Raw genomic sequence first — 20602 nt, 5'->3', positions numbered from 1 at the left:
GTGCTCCGTCGCTGGTCCCAGTGCCTGCGATGCCTGCCCCGTTCGGGCAGGTGCTGCGGAATATTTCATGGTTTCGCTGCCTCGCTACCGACGTTTCCTACGGTGTGGGCAACCAATTCGCCATCGCTGTCACGGAGGGAGACGAGGTACATATCCTGAAGTAGGGCGTGGTCGCCTGGGCGGATTGTCATAGGTCCTTTCGGTGCGTCGAATGACCACCCGTCAAGTGAGTCGATCATGCCTTCGACGTCGTCAGGACCCGCAGTGGAGATTGCGTGCACGATCTGCTGAGCAGCAACGAAGCCGTCGTGGGTGGACAGGTCGGCATCAGGTACTCGCTCAGTCAGGCATTCGTTCATTTCGCCGCCTGGTGCGCCAGGGTAATAGTGCGTCACGAAGTTGATCTTCTCGGCGGCATCACCGTAGATCGACCAGTGCGACTTCTCGACCAGCACGCTCGCCACCGTGGTCGTGTCCAAGATCCCTTGTTGCGACATCGCTTGCCACATGGACGGAGCCCCATCGCCGTAATACACAACAATCAGAAGATCGGGCTTCAACTCGCTGATTCGCCGCGCGTAGGGGGTGAACTCATTCGTATCCAAAGGCACCAGCACTTTCTCTACTTCAGATCCACTCGATTCGAGGATGCCGGTGATCGTAGAGGCGTACTGCTGTCCGAATGCGTAGTCCTGGGCAAGCACTACCGTCTTGTTGTTGGTCTTCTCGAGCACGCTGCTCAGCGCAGCCGCTTCCTGATACGCCTGTCGCGAGGCGCGGAAAGTGTTGGCGTTCAGCCCGGTGACGTCATCGATTCCCGCGGCACCGGAGATGTAAAGGAGATTCTGTTGCTCGGCGAAGTGTCCAAGCTGGATCGCGGCGGCGGACGATGTGGTACCGGTGAGGATGTTTATCCCGTCACCGACCATCCTGGTGGCCGCAGCGAGTGTCTGCTCCGGATCGCCGCCGTCGTCGGCGTAGACGAATTCGACTGGCTTGCCGTCGACTTCGTTGGTTCCGCCGGTAATGCAGTACAGGCCGGCCTCCAGCCCGTCCTTGATCATGTTTCCGTAGGTACCGAACGATCCGGTAAGCGACGTTGTCACGCCAACTCGTACCGCATCTCCTGATGCGCCGGAACTTGTCGAGCTGCAGGCGACCAACCCGACCGACGCCAGCAACGCTGCAGACAGTACACACGCGCCTCGCCGCGCACTCCGTAAGATCAACACAATTTGCCCCTTCAGGAAGATTCTCGTTGCACGAAAATGCCGGCATCTGCGGAATGCGACTGGCCGAAATCGCTCAATGCTGCGTCAGATGTGGTCAATCTCGCTGTCTTCGACCACATTCGGATTGGTTCGCCGCGGCCACGGGAGATTCAAAGTTCATAGACTCGAAACGCATTCCGATTATCAGAATGTCGCGCTGGATGACTGAAGTCAAGGTTTTCAGAGAGTTTCGCCGTACAGGTCCATGTCGTCCCACCCTGGCACAATTCAGGGGTGCGCAGCACAGCCTTTGCCCTGGCTCCGAAAGCCCCGGCCCTGCATGCGAAATAGCGGAGGCCGGGCACCGAAACTGTTGCAGGAAAGTCGTATTTCCCACCGTGATGCCCGACCCTACGCCCACAGGTGGAGGCAAGGTGGGCACACCGGACTGCTTTTCAGACGAGGAGGTTCCAACCCTTCCTACCCGACATGCACACCTCATAGGCCACGGGGTCGATAGTCTGGTATATCCCGACAGCGGTTTGGCCGTCATCACGTGTGACACGGCAGAGATGCTCGTCGAGGCCGCGGATGCCGATCCTGGTCTCCGGTCGGCTCAGGTCGTACGTTTCTCCCTCGGTCAGGTCAGGGCCGTCATAGCCGCCCTGGTGGATATCGCGATCCGGTGTGCCACCGTACATTCCGCATCGCAGATAGACCGTCTGCTGGCCTACTCGCTCGTAGTGGAGTTGCACTTGCTTGCCGTTGTCGAACTCGTAGTCGACGACGGCTTCGACGAAGATGTCCGTGTCGGGCTCGAACCGGAGCCGGCGGGTGGGTTTGAAAACTCGTGTCGAACCCGATGTCGAGTCGCCGAACGGGTAGAACAGCCGGTCTCCCCATAGCGCCCAGTCCGGAAATGCCACGAACGCGTTGCCGTTCGTCCCTACGTGCAGGCGACCTCCCAGGGACAACTCCGGCCCCCCGACACCGCGGCCGGTGCCCCAGTGACGATCCCTCGTTCCTGCAGCATTTGGACCCAACGTAGTTCGCTCGCCCTCGATCTCGACCCAGCCCGTCACCGATCCGAAGCATTCGAATCCGCTTGTGACATCGTTGCGGCGGCCAGCCGGAAAGCCGTGCGCTGAGTCCGACAACGGCTCGCGAAAGACCTGCCGGGTGGTGTCGTGGAACGTCAGATCGTAGCTGACCCCCCACTCGTTCGGCTCGAGGACGTAACGCCACTCCCGCAGACCGCGAACAATAGTGGGGACGATCGGTCCCACACGCAGGTCGGTGCGATCCGCGCCGATCGAGCGGAAACTCCGGACGGTGGTGTGTCGGCCTTTCGAGTTGACGATCGCGTAGGCCTCGGCCCGGTCGAGGTTCGGATAGAGGCTGCCGCCCGTGGCAATCAGTAACTCGCCGGTGTCGTCGTGGATCACCACCCAGTGGCGCTCATACGCCCGAGGGTCCCCTGTCCACATGACCCGCACGGGATCCGGGGTCTGGTGGACGAAATAGTCATCGATCGGTGACAGCGGAAACTGTTCGGCCAAGTGCTTGTCGCCGGAGATCGATTCTGGTGATAATGCGTTCAAGTTTTCTCGCCTTTCTGGCTTTCAGGTGGGATCGGTAGCAACCCGCCACTGCAGGTAATGTCCGATCTCGGCCCGGCGCTGTCGACACTCGGGGTCTCTGGGAATGGTGGAGATGAGCTGAGCCAACGATCCTCGTAGCTCCTCGTTTCGCGCGGCGACGGCGGTGAAGTCGGTCGGGACAGGTGCCTCCGCCTCGACCCCGGCGTTCAGGAGTTCGCTGAGCCGAGCGTTGTCGTCCAGGAGGAACGGCAATGCTGTGGCCCATGACGTGGCGACCCGCTTGATCAGTCGGCGCGCGTTGCTCAGCAATTCGGATGTCTCGGCCGGAAGCGAATGGGATTCGTCAGCGAGATCGAGAAGCCGATCAACTCCGGACAATTGCTCCTGAATGGTCGGTCTCATCGAAGATCCTCCTTGACTACGAAATCGAGTAATGTCGAAAGCACTCGGCGGGTGGGGCGAAATGGCTCGTCACTGCGGCCATCGAGAAACGATCGCAGACCGCTGACCTGCATCACCGCGGTCTTGAAGGTCGAGAAGGCCTGCCACCACCGAAGGCTGGTGCGGTCGACCTCGAATCCTGTGGCGCCCTCGTAGTGCGCGATCAGGTCGTCGGCATCCCACGCTCCGTCGATCAGGTGCTCCCCCCTGCGCAGCGGCTGCGTCACCCAGCCAAGGTCCTCGAGCGGATCGCCGAGATGAGCCAACTCCCAATCGAGCAGAGCGGTAATCCGATCACCGTCCAGCAGAATGTTGCCGGGTTTGAAATCGGCGTGGACCAGAACAGTGCGAGCCGGTTCGGGTGCTGACGCTCGCAGTCCCGCAGTCGCAAAATCCAACTCGGGCAACGGCTCCAGCTGGTTCTGACGGAGAACCTTCTCCCAGGCGTCGAGTTCGGCAGGCGCACCGAGCTGGCCGGAACCATCGAGTACGGCTGACAATCCGAGTGCCTGCCAATCGGTGCTGTGGACTTGCGCCAGCAGTTCGCAGAAGCTTTCGGCAAGGGCCCGCCGCTGAGTGATCGTGCGTTGCGAGTCCGAAAGCACCCGGTAATCGCAGTCCCCTGGGCACCGCTGCATGATGAGCGAGGGCCGACCGAGCCATCGCCCGTCGGCGTCCAGCCAGCGAGCACCCGGGGTTGGCAGATCGCTGTTCTCCAGCATGCCGAGCAACGCGAACTCCACGTTGCGGTCTGTATCGACCAAACCTCCGTCCGGGTCGCTGCGCAGGATCAAGGGCTCGCGATGCTCGGTGCCTTTGCGGTCGGTCACCAGGTCGAACACCCAATTGTCCCGGGACCTACCGACACCGATGCGGTTCAGGCCTACTACTCGCGCACCGACCCCATCCAGTTGGTCGGACAGGAATCTGGTGAGACGGTCGTCGATTTCGGATGGTGGTGTCATCGTTGTTGTCCGTTCTGTTCATAAAGGCTCGATCGGTGCTGAGGCGCCGCTATCGCGATCATGGCCTCGGCGCGTTCGCGCAGGGTCCGTCCTCTGAGATCGACGACGCCGAACTCGGTGGCCACAAAGTCGATGCTCGTCCGCGGCGTCGTGACGGTCGGGGGCTGCAGCTGTCGAACGATCCGGGAGGTTCGTCCGCTGTTTGCCGTCGCAGCGAGCGCGACGATCGATGCCCCGCCGGGCGAGCGCTGAGCGGCCCGCAGGAAGTCTGCTTGCCCACCGGTGGCTCCCAGATATCTGCTATCGATCTCTTCGGCATTGACTTGGCCGGTGAGGTCTACCTGCAATGCCGAGTTCACTGCGAATAGTCGCGGGATCGACGCTACGGCTGCCGGACCGATTACCTCGGCGACCGGCCGTACCCACGCGTTCGACGTGGCGATGTGCTCGTACAGTTCCTCTGAGCCTGCGGCTTCGCTGATGATGACCGAACCGGGCTCTCCGCAGAGTGATCCGGCGCGATGCAGATCCAGCAGCCAGTCACCGGCAAGGGTCGATCGAACACGCAGTCCGCGGCGTGCGGTCAGCGCTTTCCCGATCGCTGAGGGAACCGCGCCGATGCCGAGTTGGATGGTCCCGCCGTCAGGGATCAGTGGCAGGATATGTCTGGCGATTCCGTGGTGACTATCATCCAATGCTGGTGTCGGCACAATCGGAAGAGGCCGGGACGTGTGGATGACGGCATCGAACGTGGAGGCCGGAAGTGTAGGCGCGGAAGTGGTCGGCATCGCGGCATTGACCTCGGCCACGACGGTTCGTGCTTTCGCGATCAGTTCATAGGTGTAATCCATCGCCATTCCCAAGCCGTAGCATCCCTGCGAATCAGCGGGGGACACTTGCATCACGAGCACGAGGTTGCTCTGGGCACGCAAAGGCAAGAGGCGTGGCAGGTCGTCGAAATTGCACGGGATTACCTCGGCATTGCCCGCAGCCGCAAGCTTGCCGAGCGGCCCCATCGCGCCGAAGGACACCAGCGGACGCTGCGGCGCAGATCCTGTGAGCGCATCACTGTGGCTGAGTCCGACGAAAATCTCGACGTCGAGCGGACAGGCCGCGAGTAGCTGATTGAGCAGTGGGGTCGGTTCCCCGACGCCTTGTGCCACCACAACCAGGTCTCCAGGCTGCACGAGATCGGCAGGCCAGTTGCTGTTCACAGGACCGCCACGGGCGTCACCGGAGTTCCGGTCGAACCGACGAGGGGGATCGGAGCGAACAGTAGGAAGAACGTCGAACGGCCGAGTACGGACAGCGCCTCCCCGAGTTCCGCGAGATTCAGGTTCTCGATCAGCGGCACGCCGAACTGGTGGAGGAGCACCAGGTGTGCCGGAAAGCCGGGTTCCGCCGATTGCTGTTCGACCGCATAATTGTCCGCACCCACCAGCGCCACGTCGCGGCTGGCGAGCCAGCGGGCGGCCTCTTCGGTGATGCCGGGTTCGTCCGCGAAGTAGCTGTCGCTCGACCCCTTCGACTCCCACCATCCGGTCCGGACCAAGACAGCGTCTCCCGGCTCAACCGACACGCCGGCTTCCGAGATGCCACGCTTGAGGTCTTCCGGGCCGACCGCGGTCTGCGGGGCGAGCGGTTCACCGGATGCGCGTACCAAGTCGACGAGAATGCCACGGGTGGCGACAGGTGCGAGCTTCTCGGCGCCGCACCGCTGTGCGCCCTGCGTACTTCTGGTGAGGGCAGACGAATGCCCATTGTAGAGTTCGTCCCCCGACCACGCATGGGACAGCGCGTCGACGTGAGTACCACTGTGCGTCGCGAATTGCACTGTGTCCTCGGCGAATTTGAACCCTCCCGGTGTGCGTGCGCCGAGCGCGTAATCGCCGGCGTCGCGGTTCATGAATCGCGCCGGCTGATGCCGGTGGCCCGGCGCAGGTGTCTTCGGGCCGAGAGGTTGAGCCAGTGACAGCGTCTGTCCGGTGGTGACCAAGCCCGCGGCTCTGCGCGTGACACCGGTTGTGACAAGGTTGAGCGCACCGGCCTCGTCGTCGGCGCCCCATCATCCCCAGTTGTTGGTCATGCGTATCTCCGATCCTGTGTCAGTTGTGCCTCCACCAGTGCCGCCGCCTGTTCGCGTAGACCTCGACGCACCAGTTTTCCGGTGACCGTCCGCGGGAGGTCCGCGACGATGGACACGATCTGCGGCACCTTGTAACCAGCAACACGAGCCTTGCAGTGTCGTAGGAGCTCCTCCGGCGTGACCGAGGTGGATCGCACCACCACGAAGGCCACCGCCACTTCGTCGAGTGACGGATGAGTCGCACCCACCACGAGAGCTTCGCTCACATCAGGGTGATCCACGAGGAAGTTCTCGATCTCAGCTGGAGAAACATTGATGCCCGAGGTCTTGATCATGTCACTTACACGATCGACGAAGGAGAATGTTCCGTCCGAATTCCGGACGAGTCGGTCGCCGGTACGGAACCAGCCATCGACGGTGAACGCGTCGGCGTCAGCGTTCTCGTCGCCCAGGTAGCCGGAGGTGACCCTGCCGCGGACCTGCGCCTCGCCTGCTTGGCCCGCCGGTAGCTCCTCGCCGGTACGTGCATCAATGATCCGTACGTCCACACCAGGAAGTGTGGAACCTTGGGAGGTCAGTCGGCGCGACAAGGGCAATCGACGGTCGGTGACACAGCAATTCCCGTAGGTCTCGGTCGAACCGTACACATTGCAGATCTCGCTGATACCGAGTTCGATTGCAGCCCGTTCGACTGTCGCCGGCGAGCCAATCGTCACTCCGGTGCAGAGGGAGCGAATCCCGCGTATCTGCTCTGCCGTCTCGCCGGCGAGCGAAGCGATCATTGTCGGCAGCAAGTAGGCGGCTGTGACCGACTCCCGGGCCATCAACTCTGCCGCGTCCCGAGCCGAGAACCGCTCCTGCAGGACTAAACACGCTCGGTGGGTCATGGTTGCCATCAATGCATTTGCGCAACCGTAGCTCCAGAACAAGGGGGATCCCAACCAGACCCGGTCATCGTCGGCGAGACCCATCCGCTCGCCGATGTGGAAGCCGTTCACGATCAAATCCCGGTGGCACAGGGGCACCGCCTTGGGTGCCCTCGTCGAACCGGACGTGTAGAGGACGAATGCAGGCTCACCGGACCGGCCCGCTGGTTCGATCACGGTCTGATCGCCCGAGGCGTTGTCGAGAAAATCCGGCCAGGATTCGGCGGCGTGCGGGATGTCGTCACCGATGACGACAATCCTGCGCAGCTTCGGGAACCGCGCGCTGCCGATTGGACGAGCGCCGTCGACCTCAGGCACCAAGGACCGAAGCTCGCCGAGCAAGTCCGCGTTGCGAACACGGTCCTGAATCACCAGCACGGACGCTCCCGATGCGATCAGGAGGTGGTCGAGATCATGCGCCTTCACCCAAGTGTTGAACGCATCGATGCGCGCACCGCACTTCATCGCCCCTAGTGCAGCGGGTATCCATTCGGGGACGTTGGAAGCGAGCAGCGCCACGATGTCGCCTCGTCCCACGCCGAGAGCAGCAAACGCACGAGACGCACGCTCGACGGAATCCGCCAGCTCGGCGTACGTCTGGCGGAGCGATCCGACGACCAGTGCCTCCGCTTCAGGCGATTCGGTAGCGCACGCTGCGAGTAGCGCAGGCAGGCTCGCCGCTGCGGGTGGGTCAGCCATGGTTCTTCGAGTCGTGATGGCACATAGCGATCTATCTCCTTATCGGGCGGGCTCTACTCAGCGCTCCGAGCTCGCGACGGTGAACCGGCAACCCTCAAGCTCTCGATTTCTCGAAACTGATTTCCTGTATTCGAATGTTAGCGATTCACGCGCGGCGGCGTCAAGGGTCCGGAGAGGTGGGCGTCTTCGGGCCGCCCGGGGCCGTCCGGCGCCGGTGTTCGCGAATCGCCCCTGCCGGGTCGAACTCGGCGCGACGGCGCGACAAGCGAAGCGGGAGAATTCAATTGAATGCGAGCTCGGTCCAGGCCAGTCGAACCGGCCTACCCCGCGACGGCAGTGCCGCGCGAGGCAGACCGCACCGGCGTCAAGTCTGCCGACTTGCCTCATCGTGACTGTCCGGCCGATACGAGATTTTTCTTGACAAGGCCGCGGCCTGGTGACACATTTCAAAGCTAGGAAAACAGTTCCGAATTTAGGAAACATGCGCAGGGGTCGTATTCCGCTCCCAGAGGGCGACGCTCGCCGCTGCGCTTCACCGATCCTGGATTCCTCGAGGCTGAGAAGGAGAAAAAAACGTGACGATCAAGCTTCGCAACGCACGGCTGATCGACGGTACGGGTGCAGAGCCGTATCTAGCCGAAATCGTGATCGAAGGGCAGCGGATCGCAAGTGTCGCTGCCGAGGGGACCGGCGACGGGCAGGACTCCGATGCCACAGTCATCGACGTCGGCGGCGCGACGGTCATGCCGGGACTGATCGATGCTCACTCGCATCCGAGCTTCCTTCCCGAGATCGACCTTGCCAAAATGGGCGATCTGCCGGTCGAGGAACACACGTTGCTCACTGCTCGCAACGCACGGCTGATGCTGGATCAGGGGTTCACCAGCATGCTGTGCGCCGCGTCGGCAAAGCCGCGACTGGACCTCGTTGTCCGGAACGAAATCAACGCGGGCAACCTGATCGGACCGCGCATGCTGGTCGCATCCCCCGAGCTGACCGTCACCGGAGGAGTCGGCGATGTCCGGCTACCGCACATGCATCGGCAATCCGTCGAGCACGTCTGCGACGGTGTGGATCAATTCCGCCAGACGACTCGGTGGTACATGCGTGAGGGCGTCGACCATATGAAGCTCGACATCTCTGGTGACGAGTTCATCCCGTACGCCAAAGGTCGCGTGACCACAATGACCGACGAGGAGGTCGCCGCCACGTGCCAGGTGGCCCACGCTCGCGGAAAACGCGTGGCGGCACACGCCCGAAGTGCGGAATCGGTGAAGATGTGCGTCCGCCACGGCATCGAGATCATCTTCCATGCAGATTTCACCGACGAGGAAGGTCTCGACCTGGTGGCCGAGAACAAGGACAAACACTTCGTAGCCCCGGCCTTCGGCTTCCTCCACACGTCGAGGTACGAGGCCGGCGACTGGGGGCTCACCCCGGAAGTCACTGCTTCGATGGGTCTCGACGAACAGCTGGAGAGCCTGATCGCGAACATGATCGAGCTCAAGAAGCGAGGAGTTCGAGTGTTGCCCGGCGGCGACTACTTCGTGCCCTGGAACCCGATGGGCAACAACGCCCGGGACCTGGAGCATTTCGTCAACTTCCTCGAGTTCAGCCCGATGGAGGCCATCGAGTCCGCGACCCGCCTCGGTGGCGAGCTGATGCTTCAACCGGACGATCTGGGCTGCATCAAGGCAGGCTACCTCGCTGACCTGCTGGTTCTCGATGGCGACCCATTGAAGGACATCGCGATCCTGCAGAATCAGTCGACCTTCACCGGCATCATGAAGGATGGCGTCTGGCACAAGGAACCACCGCTCTCTCGCAGCGGTGACGTCGAGAAATGGTCGATCAGCGGGTCCGTGACCGGCGCCCCCGAACCGGTTCTTCGGTAGGGGGTAAGGGAATGATCGAGGTGAATGGTCGCCAGCAGGATGTGGTGCTGGCCAACATGACCACTGTGACGACGGCCAGTTTTCGAGAACGAGTCGAGGTGGCGGCAGCCGCCGGTTTCGATGCGCTGGGCATCAGCCTGGACACGTACCGTCGGGTCGTCGCGGAGGAGATGAGCCCGAAGGAACTCCAGGCCGTCGTGGTCGACCACGGTCTGGAGATCGTCGAGCTCGAAGCAGTATTCGGATTTGCCGTTCCCACGGCCGAGACCGGCGTGCCGTTCGGCGGTGGGCTCGCCTACACCAGCCCTGATGACCTGAACGACTTTTGGGCCATGGCCGAGCTTTTCGGCGCACGGCACCTGCAAGCTGTCGGGGCATTCGACCGAACGGATCTGGAACCCGACGTCGTGGAGCGATTCGCATCGCTTTGCGACCGTGCAGCCGACTTCGGGCTGCAGATCGCTCTCGAGTTCGTGCCCACAACCAATATTCCGGACGCCGGCACGGCTCTCTCGATCATCGAGCAGTCCGGCCGGGACAATGCCGGCCTTTGCGTCGATTCGTGGCACCACACGCGGGGAGCCAACGACCTGGAGATGCTGCGGTCGATTCCGTCTCGACGAGTCACGATGATCCAGATCAACGACGGTCCGAAGGATCCCGCCGATCCTGATTTCCTGGTGGAGACCCTTCACCATCGGGCGGTGCCGGGCGCCGGTGACTTCGACCTCGACGGTTTCGTCGACGCCGTGACCGAGGGTGGTGTGACCGCGCCGGTGTCTGTCGAGGTGATTTCGGACGACCTTGCCCGACTCGAACCAGCCGAGGCAGCACGCCGTTGCTACGAGGGCGCGATCGAAGCGCTGGCAAGAAAATAGGTTGTGCGCTGTCTCTGAGCGGTTGATGCCGCCTGCCCCAGGGCCGTGCGGAACAGACCGGGCAGCCTTCTCGCTCGGAGTGGGTAGTCGCACGACATACCGATCATGGCGCCCGTTCGCGCGTGCCGGGCCAGGCTGAACTCAGGGCATGCGTCGCCGGGTCCACGGGGGCATACCTGCGTGGGAAATGCGGGTAGTGCAGCACGTAGATCACCGCCGTCGCACTCACCACGCAATTGCGAGCCTTGTCGGCATGAACAGCACACCGCCACCGAAACAGCTCACGCACCACCAGCACTCCCGCACGCCGTGGCCGGCCGAGGAAGGTGTGGAAGCGATAGAGGACGAGGTGGCCGCACCGGCAGGCCGGCCTCCGGTTGCCTCGTTCGATTCGCTCGAAATGCACATGGCTCCTTGCTATTCGGAGCGGAATCATCCAGGAGCGCTAGGTCGGTGAGCCGGAGGTCTACGGACCTCCGGCTCATCGGCATGCGGTGCCACATGGCGCCGATGTGGGTGCCACGAAAGCAATGAGGGTTGACATGGCGTCCCCGAGCGGCGAGAATTTTCGATGTTAGGAATTCGATTTCGGATTTACGAATCTTGTCGCCCGGTCTGCTTCCGGAGGGGAGCAGTGCCGCCAGCAAGACGCGGTCGACCAGGACGCGGAGCGAGTGTTGACCGCCATCGCGGACACCCCTTCCCCCGTCGGCAGAAAAGGACGTCATGAACGGTACAAACCCGCCGGATATCGGTGCATCAGCGCACGTGCTGACGCCTGTGCGGATACTCGACGAGAACGGAATGCTGCTCGGGGAGCCGCCGCAGATCGAGCCGGAGCGCCTGCGCGCGATGCTGCGACTGATGATGCTTGGACGCCGCCTGGACCAGAAGGCAATTTCCTTGCAGCGCAGAGGGAAACTCGGTACCTACCCGCCCCTGTCCGGGCAGGAGGCCGCCGCGGTCGGCACGGCATACGCGATGGATGCCGAAGTAGACCACTTCGTGCCTCAGTACCGTGAACAACTCACGATGCTGCATTGGGGGTTGCCGCTGTCTACCTATCTTCTGCAGCGGATGGGGCACCCCGCAGGCTCGGCCCTGCCGTCCCACGGCCGGTTGTGGCCGCAGCAGGTCGCGCTCGGCGCTCACCTGCCTCATGCGGTCGGGCTCGCATGGGGAATGCGACTGCAGGGCAAGCCGGGCGTGGTACTGACCCAGTTCGGCGACGGCGCCTCCAACGAGGGCGACTTTCACGAGGCGTGCAATATCGCAGGCGTCAAAGGTGCGCCGCTCGTCATGGTGTGCCAGAACAATGGCTGGGCCATCTCGATCCCGTGGCATGAGCAGTCGGCCGCAGAGTCCGTGGCGTCGCGCGCAGCAGGATACGGTTTTCCGGGGATCGCAGTCGACGGTAATGACGTGCTCGCGGTCTACACAGCCGTCGCGGATGCGCGGGCCCGCGCCGAGGCCGGCGACGGCCCGACACTGATCGAGGCGCGATGCCATCGGCTCGGCGCCCATTCGACAGCCGACGACCCCAAGCGCTACCGCCCCGCAGACTTCGACGAGCAGGCAAGCAAGGTTGATCCGATCCACCGGTTCCGGTCCTACCTCGTCGGCCTCGGACAGTGGGATGACACCGCTGACGCGGACACGATCGCGTGGTGCGACGACCAGATTGTCACGGCAGTTGCCGAGTTCGATGCCACTCCGCCGCCCGACCCCGGGCAGATGCTGCAGCACCTCTACGCGGAGCCCGACATGCGACTACGTCGCCAGCAGGAGGAACTGCGTACGAGTATCGAGGAGAACCGATGACTGGCATGAACATGGTGGAAGCGGTGCGCAGCACGCTCGAGGCAGAGATGCGCCGCGACGAACGCGTCGTCCTGCTCGGCGAAGACGTCGGGAAGTCGGGCGGCGTCTTCCGGGCGACGGACCGGTTGCAGACGGAGTTCGGGGCCGACCGCGTCTTCGACATGCCGACCAGTGAGGCTGGGATAATCGGTGCCGCTGTCGGGCTCGCCGGCTCGGGCCTGGTGCCCGTCGTCGAGATGCAGTTTCTCGGCTTCACTCAGCAGGGGTTCCATCAGCTCGGCAATCAGCTCGCCCGGATGCGCTATCGCACAAACGGTGCTCTGACAATGCCGGTGACCATTCGCGCGCCCTTCGGAGGTGGCGTACGCACCCCAGAACTGCATTCCGACGCCTTCGAAGCGCTCTTTGCCCACAACCCCGGGATGCGGTTGGTAGCCCCCGCGACGGCGGCGGACATGAAGGGGTTGCTGGCCACAGCAATTCGGGACCCGGATCCGATCTTCGTTCTCGAGCCGCTCCGTGGCTACCGGCTTGTGCGGGACGACGTTCCCGACGGTGACCACCTCGTCCCGTTCGGTCAGGCGCGCATCGCGCGGGAGGGGACCGACGTCACCGTCATCGCGTGGAGCGCGATGGTCCAGGTCGCTATGGAGGCCGCGACTGCTGCCGCTGAGCAGGGTATCGATGTGCAAGTCATCGACCTGCGCTCACTTGTCCCGCTCGATTGCGACACCATACGTGAGGCTGTGGCGCGCACCGGCCGAGCGATCGTAGTTCAGGAGGCTCCCTACACCGGCGGGTTTGCTGGTGAGGTCGCCGCTACCGTCGCCGAAGAGGCTTTTCTGCATCTCGAAGCCCCGGTCACCCGCGTCGGCGGATATGACATCCCGTTTCCCATGCCCCAGCTCGAGGATCACTACATCCCCGACGCGCGGCGAATCTTGCGCGCGATCCGCGCGGCCGTCCACTTCTGAGGATCGATAAATGTCTTACACCTTCCACTTGCCCGACATCGGCGAAGGCATCGCAGAGGCGGAGATCATCCGATGGCTCGTCGGCCCCGGAGATCAGGTCGTCGAGGACCAGCCCGTCGCCGAGATCGAAACCGATAAAGCGCTGGTAGAAATGCCCTCCCCGACGACCGGCCAGGTCGCCGAGCTCTGTGCACCAGAGGGCGCCATGGTCCAGGTCGGAGAACGTCTCATCGTCATCGCCGATGGCGCGGCCCCCACGCCGGCTGAGCCGGCGCAGGCCAGTGACGGCGGAGCAGCGGCGACGCCGGCCGGCTCGGCCCATCACACTCCCCTGAATGCAAACGGATCCGGTGCGCAGAAGCGGCCACTGGCAACACCGGCGACCCGGCGGCTCGCCAGGGAGCTCGGCGTGAGCCTCGACGGCCTGGTGGGCACAGGGCCCGGAGGACGCATCACCGACGACGACGTTCGCGCTGCCGTTCATGGAGCGTCGCAGGCCAAGTCCAGCCCCGCTGGGGCGGCGACTGCGGCAGCCACCGAGCGCTCACTTCCGGAGTCCGGGTCCCACCAACCGGTCGGTCTCACAGAAGACCAGCGAATACCGGTCCGGGGGCTGCGCCGGCGTACGGCGGAGGCGATGGTCCGGGCACTCCGTGACATCCCGCACACTGTCGCGATGCACCACGCGGATGTGGGAGATCTACTCGCCCTTCGCAAGTCGCTGCTGCCCAGAGCCGAGGCCAAGGGAATCGGCCTCACCCTGACCCCGTTCCTGGTGAAGGCCACGGCGCTCGCGCTGGTCCAGTTCCCGATGGCCAACGCCAGTTTCGATGACGCGGCCCAGGAAATCATCGTGCGGGCACGGCGAAATGTCGGATTTGCCGTCAATACCCCTGACGGACTCGTCATTCCGGTGGTAAAAGACGCCGATCGGAAGCCGCTGTTGGCCATCGCCCGCGAGGTGGAGGCCCTCACCGCCGCAGCACGGACCCGAACGGTGGCGATCGAGCAGATGCAGGAGGGCACATTCACCATCAGTAATCACGGGCCGCTCGGCGGGAACTTCGGTACGCCCATCATCCGCGCACCCGAGGGCGGCATCCTGGGCTTCGGGCGCGCTACGCCGCAGGCCGTCGTCCGTGACGGCGAAATTGTCGCACGAACGTTGCTACCGATCTCGTACTCCGCCGACCACAGGCTGGTCGACGGCGACGTCGTGATCGGCTTCTGCCAGGCACTGATCACGCTGCTAGAGGCGCCGGTGCAGCTTCTCGTCGAGGAAGGATGACATGGTTGTAGGAGAGATGGCCGAGCCGGTCGAGGTGCTGGTGGTGGGTGGCGGCCCCGGCGGGTACACAGCCGCCGCCCGCGCCGCGGAGCTGGGCAAAGAGGTTCTGCTCGTCGAGCGGAGCGATCTCGGTGGGGTGTGTCTGAATGTCGGATGCATCCCCTCGAAGGTCTTCACTACCGCCGCGCACGACCTTGCCCGTAGCGCACGACTTCCCGTCCAGGGACCACAGCTGCAGCCCAGAATCGACCTTTCCGGTCTGCAGGTCTGGCGAAAGCAGGTCGTCGACCGGCTGGTTGGGGGCGTCAGCGCCACCCTGGGCCGGGTGCGAGTGGTGTCCGGCACCGCGTTCTTTCTCGATGAGCACCGGATATCGGTCGAGAGCGGTGATCACGTCCAGCACTTTCGGTTCGAGCAGGCGATCCTCGCTACCGGCTCCCAGCCGGTGGAGCTCGCTGCTCTGCCCGTCGATGGGACCCGGGTGTTCGACTCGACGGGAGTGCTCGCCTTCGACGAAGTGCCGCCCTCGCTCGTGGTTGTGGGAGGCGGTTACGTCGGGATGGAACTGGGCATGGCGTTCGCCCATTTCGGCACTCGTGTCACGGTTGTCGAGGCCACCGACAGGTTGCTTGCGGGATTCGATCCCGACCTGGTGCAGGTGGTCACCGCGCGGGCGGGCGAGCTGGGGATCGACATCCGCCTCGGCACAACCGCCGTCGGGGTCCAGGCCGATAACTTGCTGGTCCGCACGGACGGCACAGACGATCAGGTGCCCGCGCACGCGATCCTGGTCGCCGTTGGCCGCGGCCCGGTCACCGACGACCTGCAGCTCGACAGGCTGGGACTCACAGTGACTGCGACCGGACACGTCCCCGTGGACGAGCAAGGCAGGACCGCGCTGCCCCACGTCTACGCCATCGGGGACATCACCCACGGACCCGCGCTCGCCCACAAGGCGATGGCCGAGGGAGTCGTGGCCGCCGAGGCGATCTCCGGGCTGCCGAGTGCCATTGACGCGCAGGTGCCGCTCATCGCGTTCACCGACCCTGAAATCGCGGCCGTGGGGCTGACGGCGGAGCAGGCCGAGGAGCAAGGGTACGAGGTGGTAGTGGGCCGTAGCTCGTTCGCCACCTCCGGGCGGGCTGTGGTGCTGGGCGAGGCGGACGGGATGGTGAAGATCGTCGTCGACGCGGAGACGGACGTGGTGCTCGGGGTGCACATGGTCGGCCCCAGCGCCTGCGATCTCATCGCCCAGGCCGCAGTCGCGGTCGAGACCGCGTGCCGCACCGAAGATTTGGCGGCCATCATCCACCCACATCCGTCTCTGGTGGAGACGGTGCATGCGGCCGCAGTGGCCGCGCGCCGTCGCGCTGCACGCAGGAGAAACCGATGAACACCACCGATACGCCGCTGCCCGCGTCGATTTCCGAGATCCTCCAGGACACCGCACGACAACGCCGCTCGCAGCCCGCCGTCATCGACGAACGGGGAGAGCTCAGCCACGGTCAGCTCGCGGAGTCCGTGGCGGCGACCGCGGCTGGGCTGCGCGCGATCGGAGTCGGCCCGGGAACCCGGGTCGGCCTGTTGTGCACGAACCGCAGAGAGTGGCTCGTTGCCACCTATGCCGCAATAACGGTCGGAGCCACCGTGGCGGCCTTCGCGACCTGGTCGCGGCGGTGGGATCTCGATCATTTGCTCACACACTCGCGCTGCGAGGTTCTCATCACAGTAGATGGCTTCGGCCAGACCGATCTGATGCCCACGATCCGCGAACTCGTCCCCGAAGCGTGGAGTGCCGCCGGGCCGGGTTGGCGTTCCGCGGCCTACCCCGCACTGCGTGGTGTGGTGATCATCGGAGACCGGGCCCCCCAGGGAGCGTGCGCGTTCCGAGACCTGGGCGAACATCGTCGCGGCAGCGCCGTCCCCAGCGTCGAAATCGACCCCGATGGCACGGCTCTGGTTCTCTACACGTCGGGTTCGACATCGAGGCCCAAAGCCGTCCGGCTCGGACAGCGCGATGCCATCGACCATGCTCGCGAGGTCGCCGAGCGGATGGGGATCGCATCCGAGGACCGAATCGCGGTGCCCGTCCCGCTCTTCTGGAGCTACGGCGGAGCCAACGCACTGATGGTCGCTCTCGTCACCGGTTGCACGATCGTCCTCCAGGAGACCTTCGATGCGGGCAGAGTCCTCGAGCAGATCGAGCGGCACCAGTGCACTGCCATCTACACGTTGCCCTCCATCACCCGTAGCCTGCTGGCGTACCCTGAGTTCTCCCGCGCCCGCACCGCGAGTCTGCAACGGGGGATGACGATCGGCCCGGACGCCGATGTCCGTGCCGCTGCAGAAGAACTCGGTGTGACCGACATCTGCAACGCATACGGGTCGACGGAAATGTACGGCGGCGCCACAGTCACTCCGCATGACTGGCCACTCGAAATGAAGTGCTCGACCCAGGGGCCACCGCTGCCTGGAAACCTGGTGTCGATCATCGATCCGGAGACTGGCGCCGAACTGCCCGCCGGGAAGGTCGGCGAGATCACAGTGTCCGGCTTCGTCTCATCCGGCTATCTCGACCAGCCGGATGAGTCCGCCGCTGCGTTCACCGAAGACGGCGCCTTTCGCACCGGTGACCTCGGGCACCTCGACGACGACGGCAGGCTGCACTTCGCCGGCCGCGCTTCGGAAATGATCCGGACCGGGGGCATCAACGTCTCCCCGCTCGAGGTGGAGGACTTCTTGCTCACTCACGAGGCGGTCTTGGAGGCGGCGGTCGTGGGAGTCGACGACAGCGACAAAGATCAGGTTTCCATCGGCTTCGTCCGCGTGGATGGCTCGGCCGTCGCAGACGAGGCCGCGCTGGTGGACTACTGCCGCCATCACATCGCCTCCTACAAAGTTCCTGGCCGAATCGTGATGAGGCATAACGAGTTACCTCGAACTTTGACGGGGAAGCTCATTCGAAACGCTTTGCTCGACGAAGCCAAGGAAGTGTGGGCGTCGTCCAATAACACAAAGGAGTACACAGAGTGAAGAACACCGATGTCGAGGCGGAGACCTCGCGGCTCGACGAACGAAAGATTCGCGAGGCTGTGGCGGTGGCCAACGTGCCGACCTTGCTGATGGTGTTGTTCCAGATGACAGGGGAGCAGCGTTGGTTGGCCGAGCCCTACCTGCCGACCCCTGTACGGGGGCTCGGTGACAACGACACAGCCGGGCTCGAACAGCCGCTCCAGGAGGAGATTCGACGCGCCGCGGCAGAGGCGATCCTGAATTGGGGCAGGAGCGGTTCCCTCGCGGTTGCGCAACTGTCACCCGATCAGCTGATCGAGATGTTGCGTGTCTCGGTCGGGGAGCACGTGCCTGACAAGTATGCCGACATGGCCTCCCACGAATTGAAGGTCGGCTCGGGCGAGACGATCGCGGCTCCCGCGATGGTCCCGCCGCCAGGCTTCGACGCCATCATCATCGGCGCCGGCGCGTCGGGCCTCTGCGCCGCCTACCGGCTGGGCGAAATGGGCATTTCCTACACCGTGCTCGAGCGGAACGACGAAGTCGGCGGAACGTGGTTGGAGAACCGCTACCCGGGATGCGGCGTCGACACTCCGAGTCACCTGTACTCGTTCTCGTTCGCGCGGCACGACTGGTCCCGCTGGTTCGCCTCACGGGACGAGTTGCACGGCTACTTCCAACAGATTGCCGACCGGTTCGGAATCCGCCCGAACATCAGATTCGGCGTCGAGGTCGAGGGGGCCACCTGGGATGACGACACCCGGCGGTGGACACTGGATCTGATCGACCAGGACGGTCACCGATCGACCACCACTGCAGCGTTCGTGATCAGCGCAGTCGGCGCCTTCAACAAGCCGAAGATCCCCGCGATCCCGGGCACCGATTCGTTCACCGGGCCCGTGGTCCACACGGCGCGGTGGCCCGAGGACCTGGACATCGCAGGCCGGCGGGTAGGAGTGATCGGAAACGGGGCGAGCGCGATGCAGCTGGTTCCCGCGATCGCCGATGCCGCCGAGTCGGTCACGGTATTCCAGCGGTCGCCGCAGTGGGCCGCCCCGTTCGAAAAGTTCAAGGTCGATGTTCCGGAGCCGATCCGCTACCTCATGTCCGAGGTCCCTCTGTACCGGTCGTGGTATCGGCTCCGACTGACCTGGATCTTCAACGACCGCGGCCACGACGGATTGCAGAGAGATGTTCAATGGCCGCACCAGCATCGGTCGATCAATGCGATGAACGACGGCCACCGCCGGTTCCTCACCCGGTATCTGGTCAAGGAACTCGACGGGAACTTGGAGATGCTCGGCGATGTGTTGCCGACCTATCCGCCCTTCGGAAAGCGAATGCTGCTCGACAACCGCTGGTTCGCCACCCTGACCCGCGACGACGTCCACTTGCAGACGACACCGATCGCCGAGATCCAGGATCAGTGCGTCCGCACCACGGACGGCCTCACACATCCAGTCGACGTCCTGGTGTTCGCAACGGGCTTCGATGTCGTCAGATTCCTCGCTCCCATGCGGATCACGGGCCGCAGCGGCCGCACACTCGAGGCGGCCTGGGACGGTGACGACGCGCGTGCCTACCTCGGCGTCACGGTTCCGGACTTCCCCAACTTTTTCACCCTGTACGGTCCCAACACCCAGTTCGGCCACGGCGGAAGCCTCATCTCCATGATGGAGCTCCAGATGAATTACATCGCCGATCTGATGAACCAGATGATCACCAAGGACCTGGACTCCGTGGAGTGCAGCCAGGACGTCTATGACGACTACAACCGCAGAGTGGACGACGCGCACTCTCGGATGGTGTGGTCCCACCCCGGGATGGACGTCTACTACCGCAACTCCAAGGGGCGGGTCGTGGTCAACAACCCGTTCAAGGTGGTCGACTTCTGGGACATGATCCGCCGAGCCGATCTGGGCGACTTCCGGACCACCGAACGCGCCTCAGGAGACATGGGATGAAGATTGCAGGTTGCTCCGCAGTGATCAGCGGGGGAGCGTCGGGCCTGGGCGCGGCTGCCGCTCGCCGGTTGGCCCGGGCAGGCGCGAGCGTGGTGCTACTCGACCTTCCCCGTGCGGAGGAGGCAGGCGCGGCGCTCGTCGCCGAGTTGGGTGGCGGCGCCGTTTTCGTACCCGGCGACGTGACGAATTGGGACGACGTGGGCGTTGCCATGCAGACGGCACGGGAACGTGCTCCGCTGCGGATCGCGGTGGCCGCCGCGGGAATTGCGACCAGCGGGAGTCTTGTGGGCCCGCGCAGCGACAGGGGAGAGCTGTTCGCGCAGACGGTGGCTGTGAATCTCGGCGGAACCTACGCCCTCCTCGCGCAAGCTGCTTCCACGATGAGTGAGCATGCGCAGACCGACGGAGACCGCGGAGTGGTGGTCTGCACTGCTTCGATCGCCGCATACGAGGGGCAGGTTGGGCAAGTGGCCTACGCGGCCTCCAAGAGCGGAGTTGCAGGAATGACGCTGCCGGCCGCGAGGGAGCTCGCCCGGCACCAGATCCGTGTCGTCACCATTGCCCCCGGTTTGTTCGAAACTCCGATGTTCGCAGGAGTCGCGGACGAGGTGCGCGCCTCGGTGGGTGCGCAGGTTCCACACCCCAGTCGGCTCGGCAATCCCGATGAGTATGCAGGTCTCGTGCAGCACGTGATCGAGAATTCGATGCTCAATGGTGAGGTGATCCGACTCGACGGCGCGATCAGAATGGGGCCGCGATGAGCACGCTTCGACATCGACCCGCTGATCCATTCTTTCGAGATATCGAATTCAAATCCGTTATTATGTAGCAAGTGAACGAT

General features: G+C 64.1%; 16 protein-coding genes. 9 read left to right on the top strand and 7 right to left on the bottom strand.

All coding sequences use genetic code 11. From position 1 onward, the window contains the following. Positions 1 to 65: 65 nt before the first annotated feature. The 7 genes from WKC72_RS05965 to WKC72_RS05935 form a co-directional block, all read right to left on the bottom strand. The gene (locus WKC72_RS05965; protein ID WP_052033716.1) at positions 66 to 1106 is read right to left on the bottom strand and encodes a substrate-binding domain-containing protein; all 1041 of its coding nucleotides are present in this window, start codon (positions 1104 to 1106) and stop codon (positions 66 to 68) included. A gap of 560 nt (positions 1107 to 1666) precedes the next feature. Continuing rightward, positions 1667 to 2812 carry a hypothetical protein gene (locus tag WKC72_RS05960; protein ID WP_174484737.1) on the bottom strand — a complete coding sequence of 382 codons (1146 nt, stop codon included), beginning with the start codon at positions 2810 to 2812 and terminating at the stop codon, positions 1667 to 1669. A 21-nt stretch (positions 2813 to 2833) separates the two neighbouring features. Continuing rightward, positions 2834 to 3214, bottom strand: a complete 381-nt coding sequence (locus WKC72_RS05955) for a hypothetical protein (RefSeq protein ID WP_037242912.1) — start codon at positions 3212 to 3214, stop codon at positions 2834 to 2836. Next, complete coding sequence (locus tag WKC72_RS05950; protein ID WP_370182028.1) at positions 3211 to 4095, bottom strand: phosphotransferase family protein; 885 nt, start codon at positions 4093 to 4095, stop codon at positions 3211 to 3213. Before WKC72_RS05950 ends, WKC72_RS05955 begins: the two co-directional genes overlap by 4 nt. 119 nt (positions 4096 to 4214) lie before the next feature. After that, positions 4215 to 5432: an acetyl-CoA hydrolase/transferase family protein gene (locus WKC72_RS05945; protein WP_235214594.1), complete on the bottom strand. Its 1218-nt coding sequence runs from the start codon at positions 5430 to 5432 to the stop codon at positions 4215 to 4217. Then, positions 5429 to 6214 (bottom strand): cyclase family protein, encoded by a 786-nt coding sequence (locus tag WKC72_RS05940; RefSeq protein WP_370182027.1) that lies wholly within the window; start codon positions 6212 to 6214, stop codon positions 5429 to 5431. The genes WKC72_RS05945 and WKC72_RS05940 overlap by 4 nt, the downstream gene beginning before the upstream one ends. 86 nt (positions 6215 to 6300) lie before the next feature. Next, complete coding sequence (locus tag WKC72_RS05935) at positions 6301 to 7929, bottom strand: class I adenylate-forming enzyme family protein (RefSeq protein WP_370182026.1); 1629 nt, start codon at positions 7927 to 7929, stop codon at positions 6301 to 6303. Positions 7930 to 8504: 575 nt separating this feature from the next. Between WKC72_RS05935 and WKC72_RS05930 the strand changes: the two genes are divergently transcribed. The 9 genes from WKC72_RS05930 to WKC72_RS05890 all read left to right on the top strand — a co-directional run bounded on the left by WKC72_RS05930 (position 8505) and on the right by WKC72_RS05890 (position 20522). Then, entirely contained in the window at positions 8505 to 9824 is a 1320-nt protein-coding gene (locus tag WKC72_RS05930) for an amidohydrolase family protein (RefSeq protein WP_052033717.1), read from the top strand. Then, positions 9773 to 10702 (top strand): sugar phosphate isomerase/epimerase family protein, encoded by a 930-nt coding sequence (locus WKC72_RS05925; protein ID WP_081792735.1) that lies wholly within the window; start codon positions 9773 to 9775, stop codon positions 10700 to 10702. Before WKC72_RS05930 ends, WKC72_RS05925 begins: the two co-directional genes overlap by 52 nt. An 804-nt stretch (positions 10703 to 11506) precedes the next feature. Then, entirely contained in the window at positions 11507 to 12523 is a 1017-nt protein-coding gene (locus WKC72_RS05920) for a thiamine pyrophosphate-dependent enzyme (protein WP_370182025.1), read from the top strand. Next, positions 12520 to 13497 carry an alpha-ketoacid dehydrogenase subunit beta gene (locus WKC72_RS05915; protein WP_128970067.1) on the top strand — a complete coding sequence of 326 codons (978 nt, stop codon included), beginning with the start codon at positions 12520 to 12522 and terminating at the stop codon, positions 13495 to 13497. Before WKC72_RS05920 ends, WKC72_RS05915 begins: the two co-directional genes overlap by 4 nt. A 10-nt stretch (positions 13498 to 13507) precedes the next feature. Beyond that, entirely contained in the window at positions 13508 to 14785 is a 1278-nt protein-coding gene (locus WKC72_RS05910; RefSeq protein WP_370182024.1) for a dihydrolipoamide acetyltransferase family protein, read from the top strand. Position 14786: 1 nt separating this feature from the next. Beyond that, positions 14787 to 16178: a dihydrolipoyl dehydrogenase gene (lpdA, locus tag WKC72_RS05905; protein WP_370182023.1), complete on the top strand. Its 1392-nt coding sequence runs from the start codon at positions 14787 to 14789 to the stop codon at positions 16176 to 16178. Beyond that, on the top strand, positions 16175 to 17818 hold the full coding sequence (locus WKC72_RS05900) for a class I adenylate-forming enzyme family protein (RefSeq protein ID WP_370182022.1): 1644 nt from the start codon (positions 16175 to 16177) through the stop codon (positions 17816 to 17818). The genes lpdA and WKC72_RS05900 overlap by 4 nt, the downstream gene beginning before the upstream one ends. Beyond that, the gene (locus WKC72_RS05895; protein ID WP_370182021.1) at positions 17815 to 19761 is read left to right on the top strand and encodes a flavin-containing monooxygenase; all 1947 of its coding nucleotides are present in this window, start codon (positions 17815 to 17817) and stop codon (positions 19759 to 19761) included. Before WKC72_RS05900 ends, WKC72_RS05895 begins: the two co-directional genes overlap by 4 nt. Beyond that, positions 19758 to 20522: an SDR family NAD(P)-dependent oxidoreductase gene (locus WKC72_RS05890; RefSeq protein WP_037242926.1), complete on the top strand. Its 765-nt coding sequence runs from the start codon at positions 19758 to 19760 to the stop codon at positions 20520 to 20522. The genes WKC72_RS05895 and WKC72_RS05890 overlap by 4 nt, the downstream gene beginning before the upstream one ends. Positions 20523 to 20602: the final 80 nt, after the last annotated feature.

The sequence above is a fragment of the Rhodococcus wratislaviensis genome (assembly GCF_041228765.1).
Lineage (GTDB): Bacteria > Actinomycetota > Actinomycetes > Mycobacteriales > Mycobacteriaceae > Rhodococcus_F > Rhodococcus_F wratislaviensis.
The sequence above is the reverse complement of the archived record's forward strand: the minus strand, read 5'-3'. Positions and strand labels throughout refer to the sequence as shown.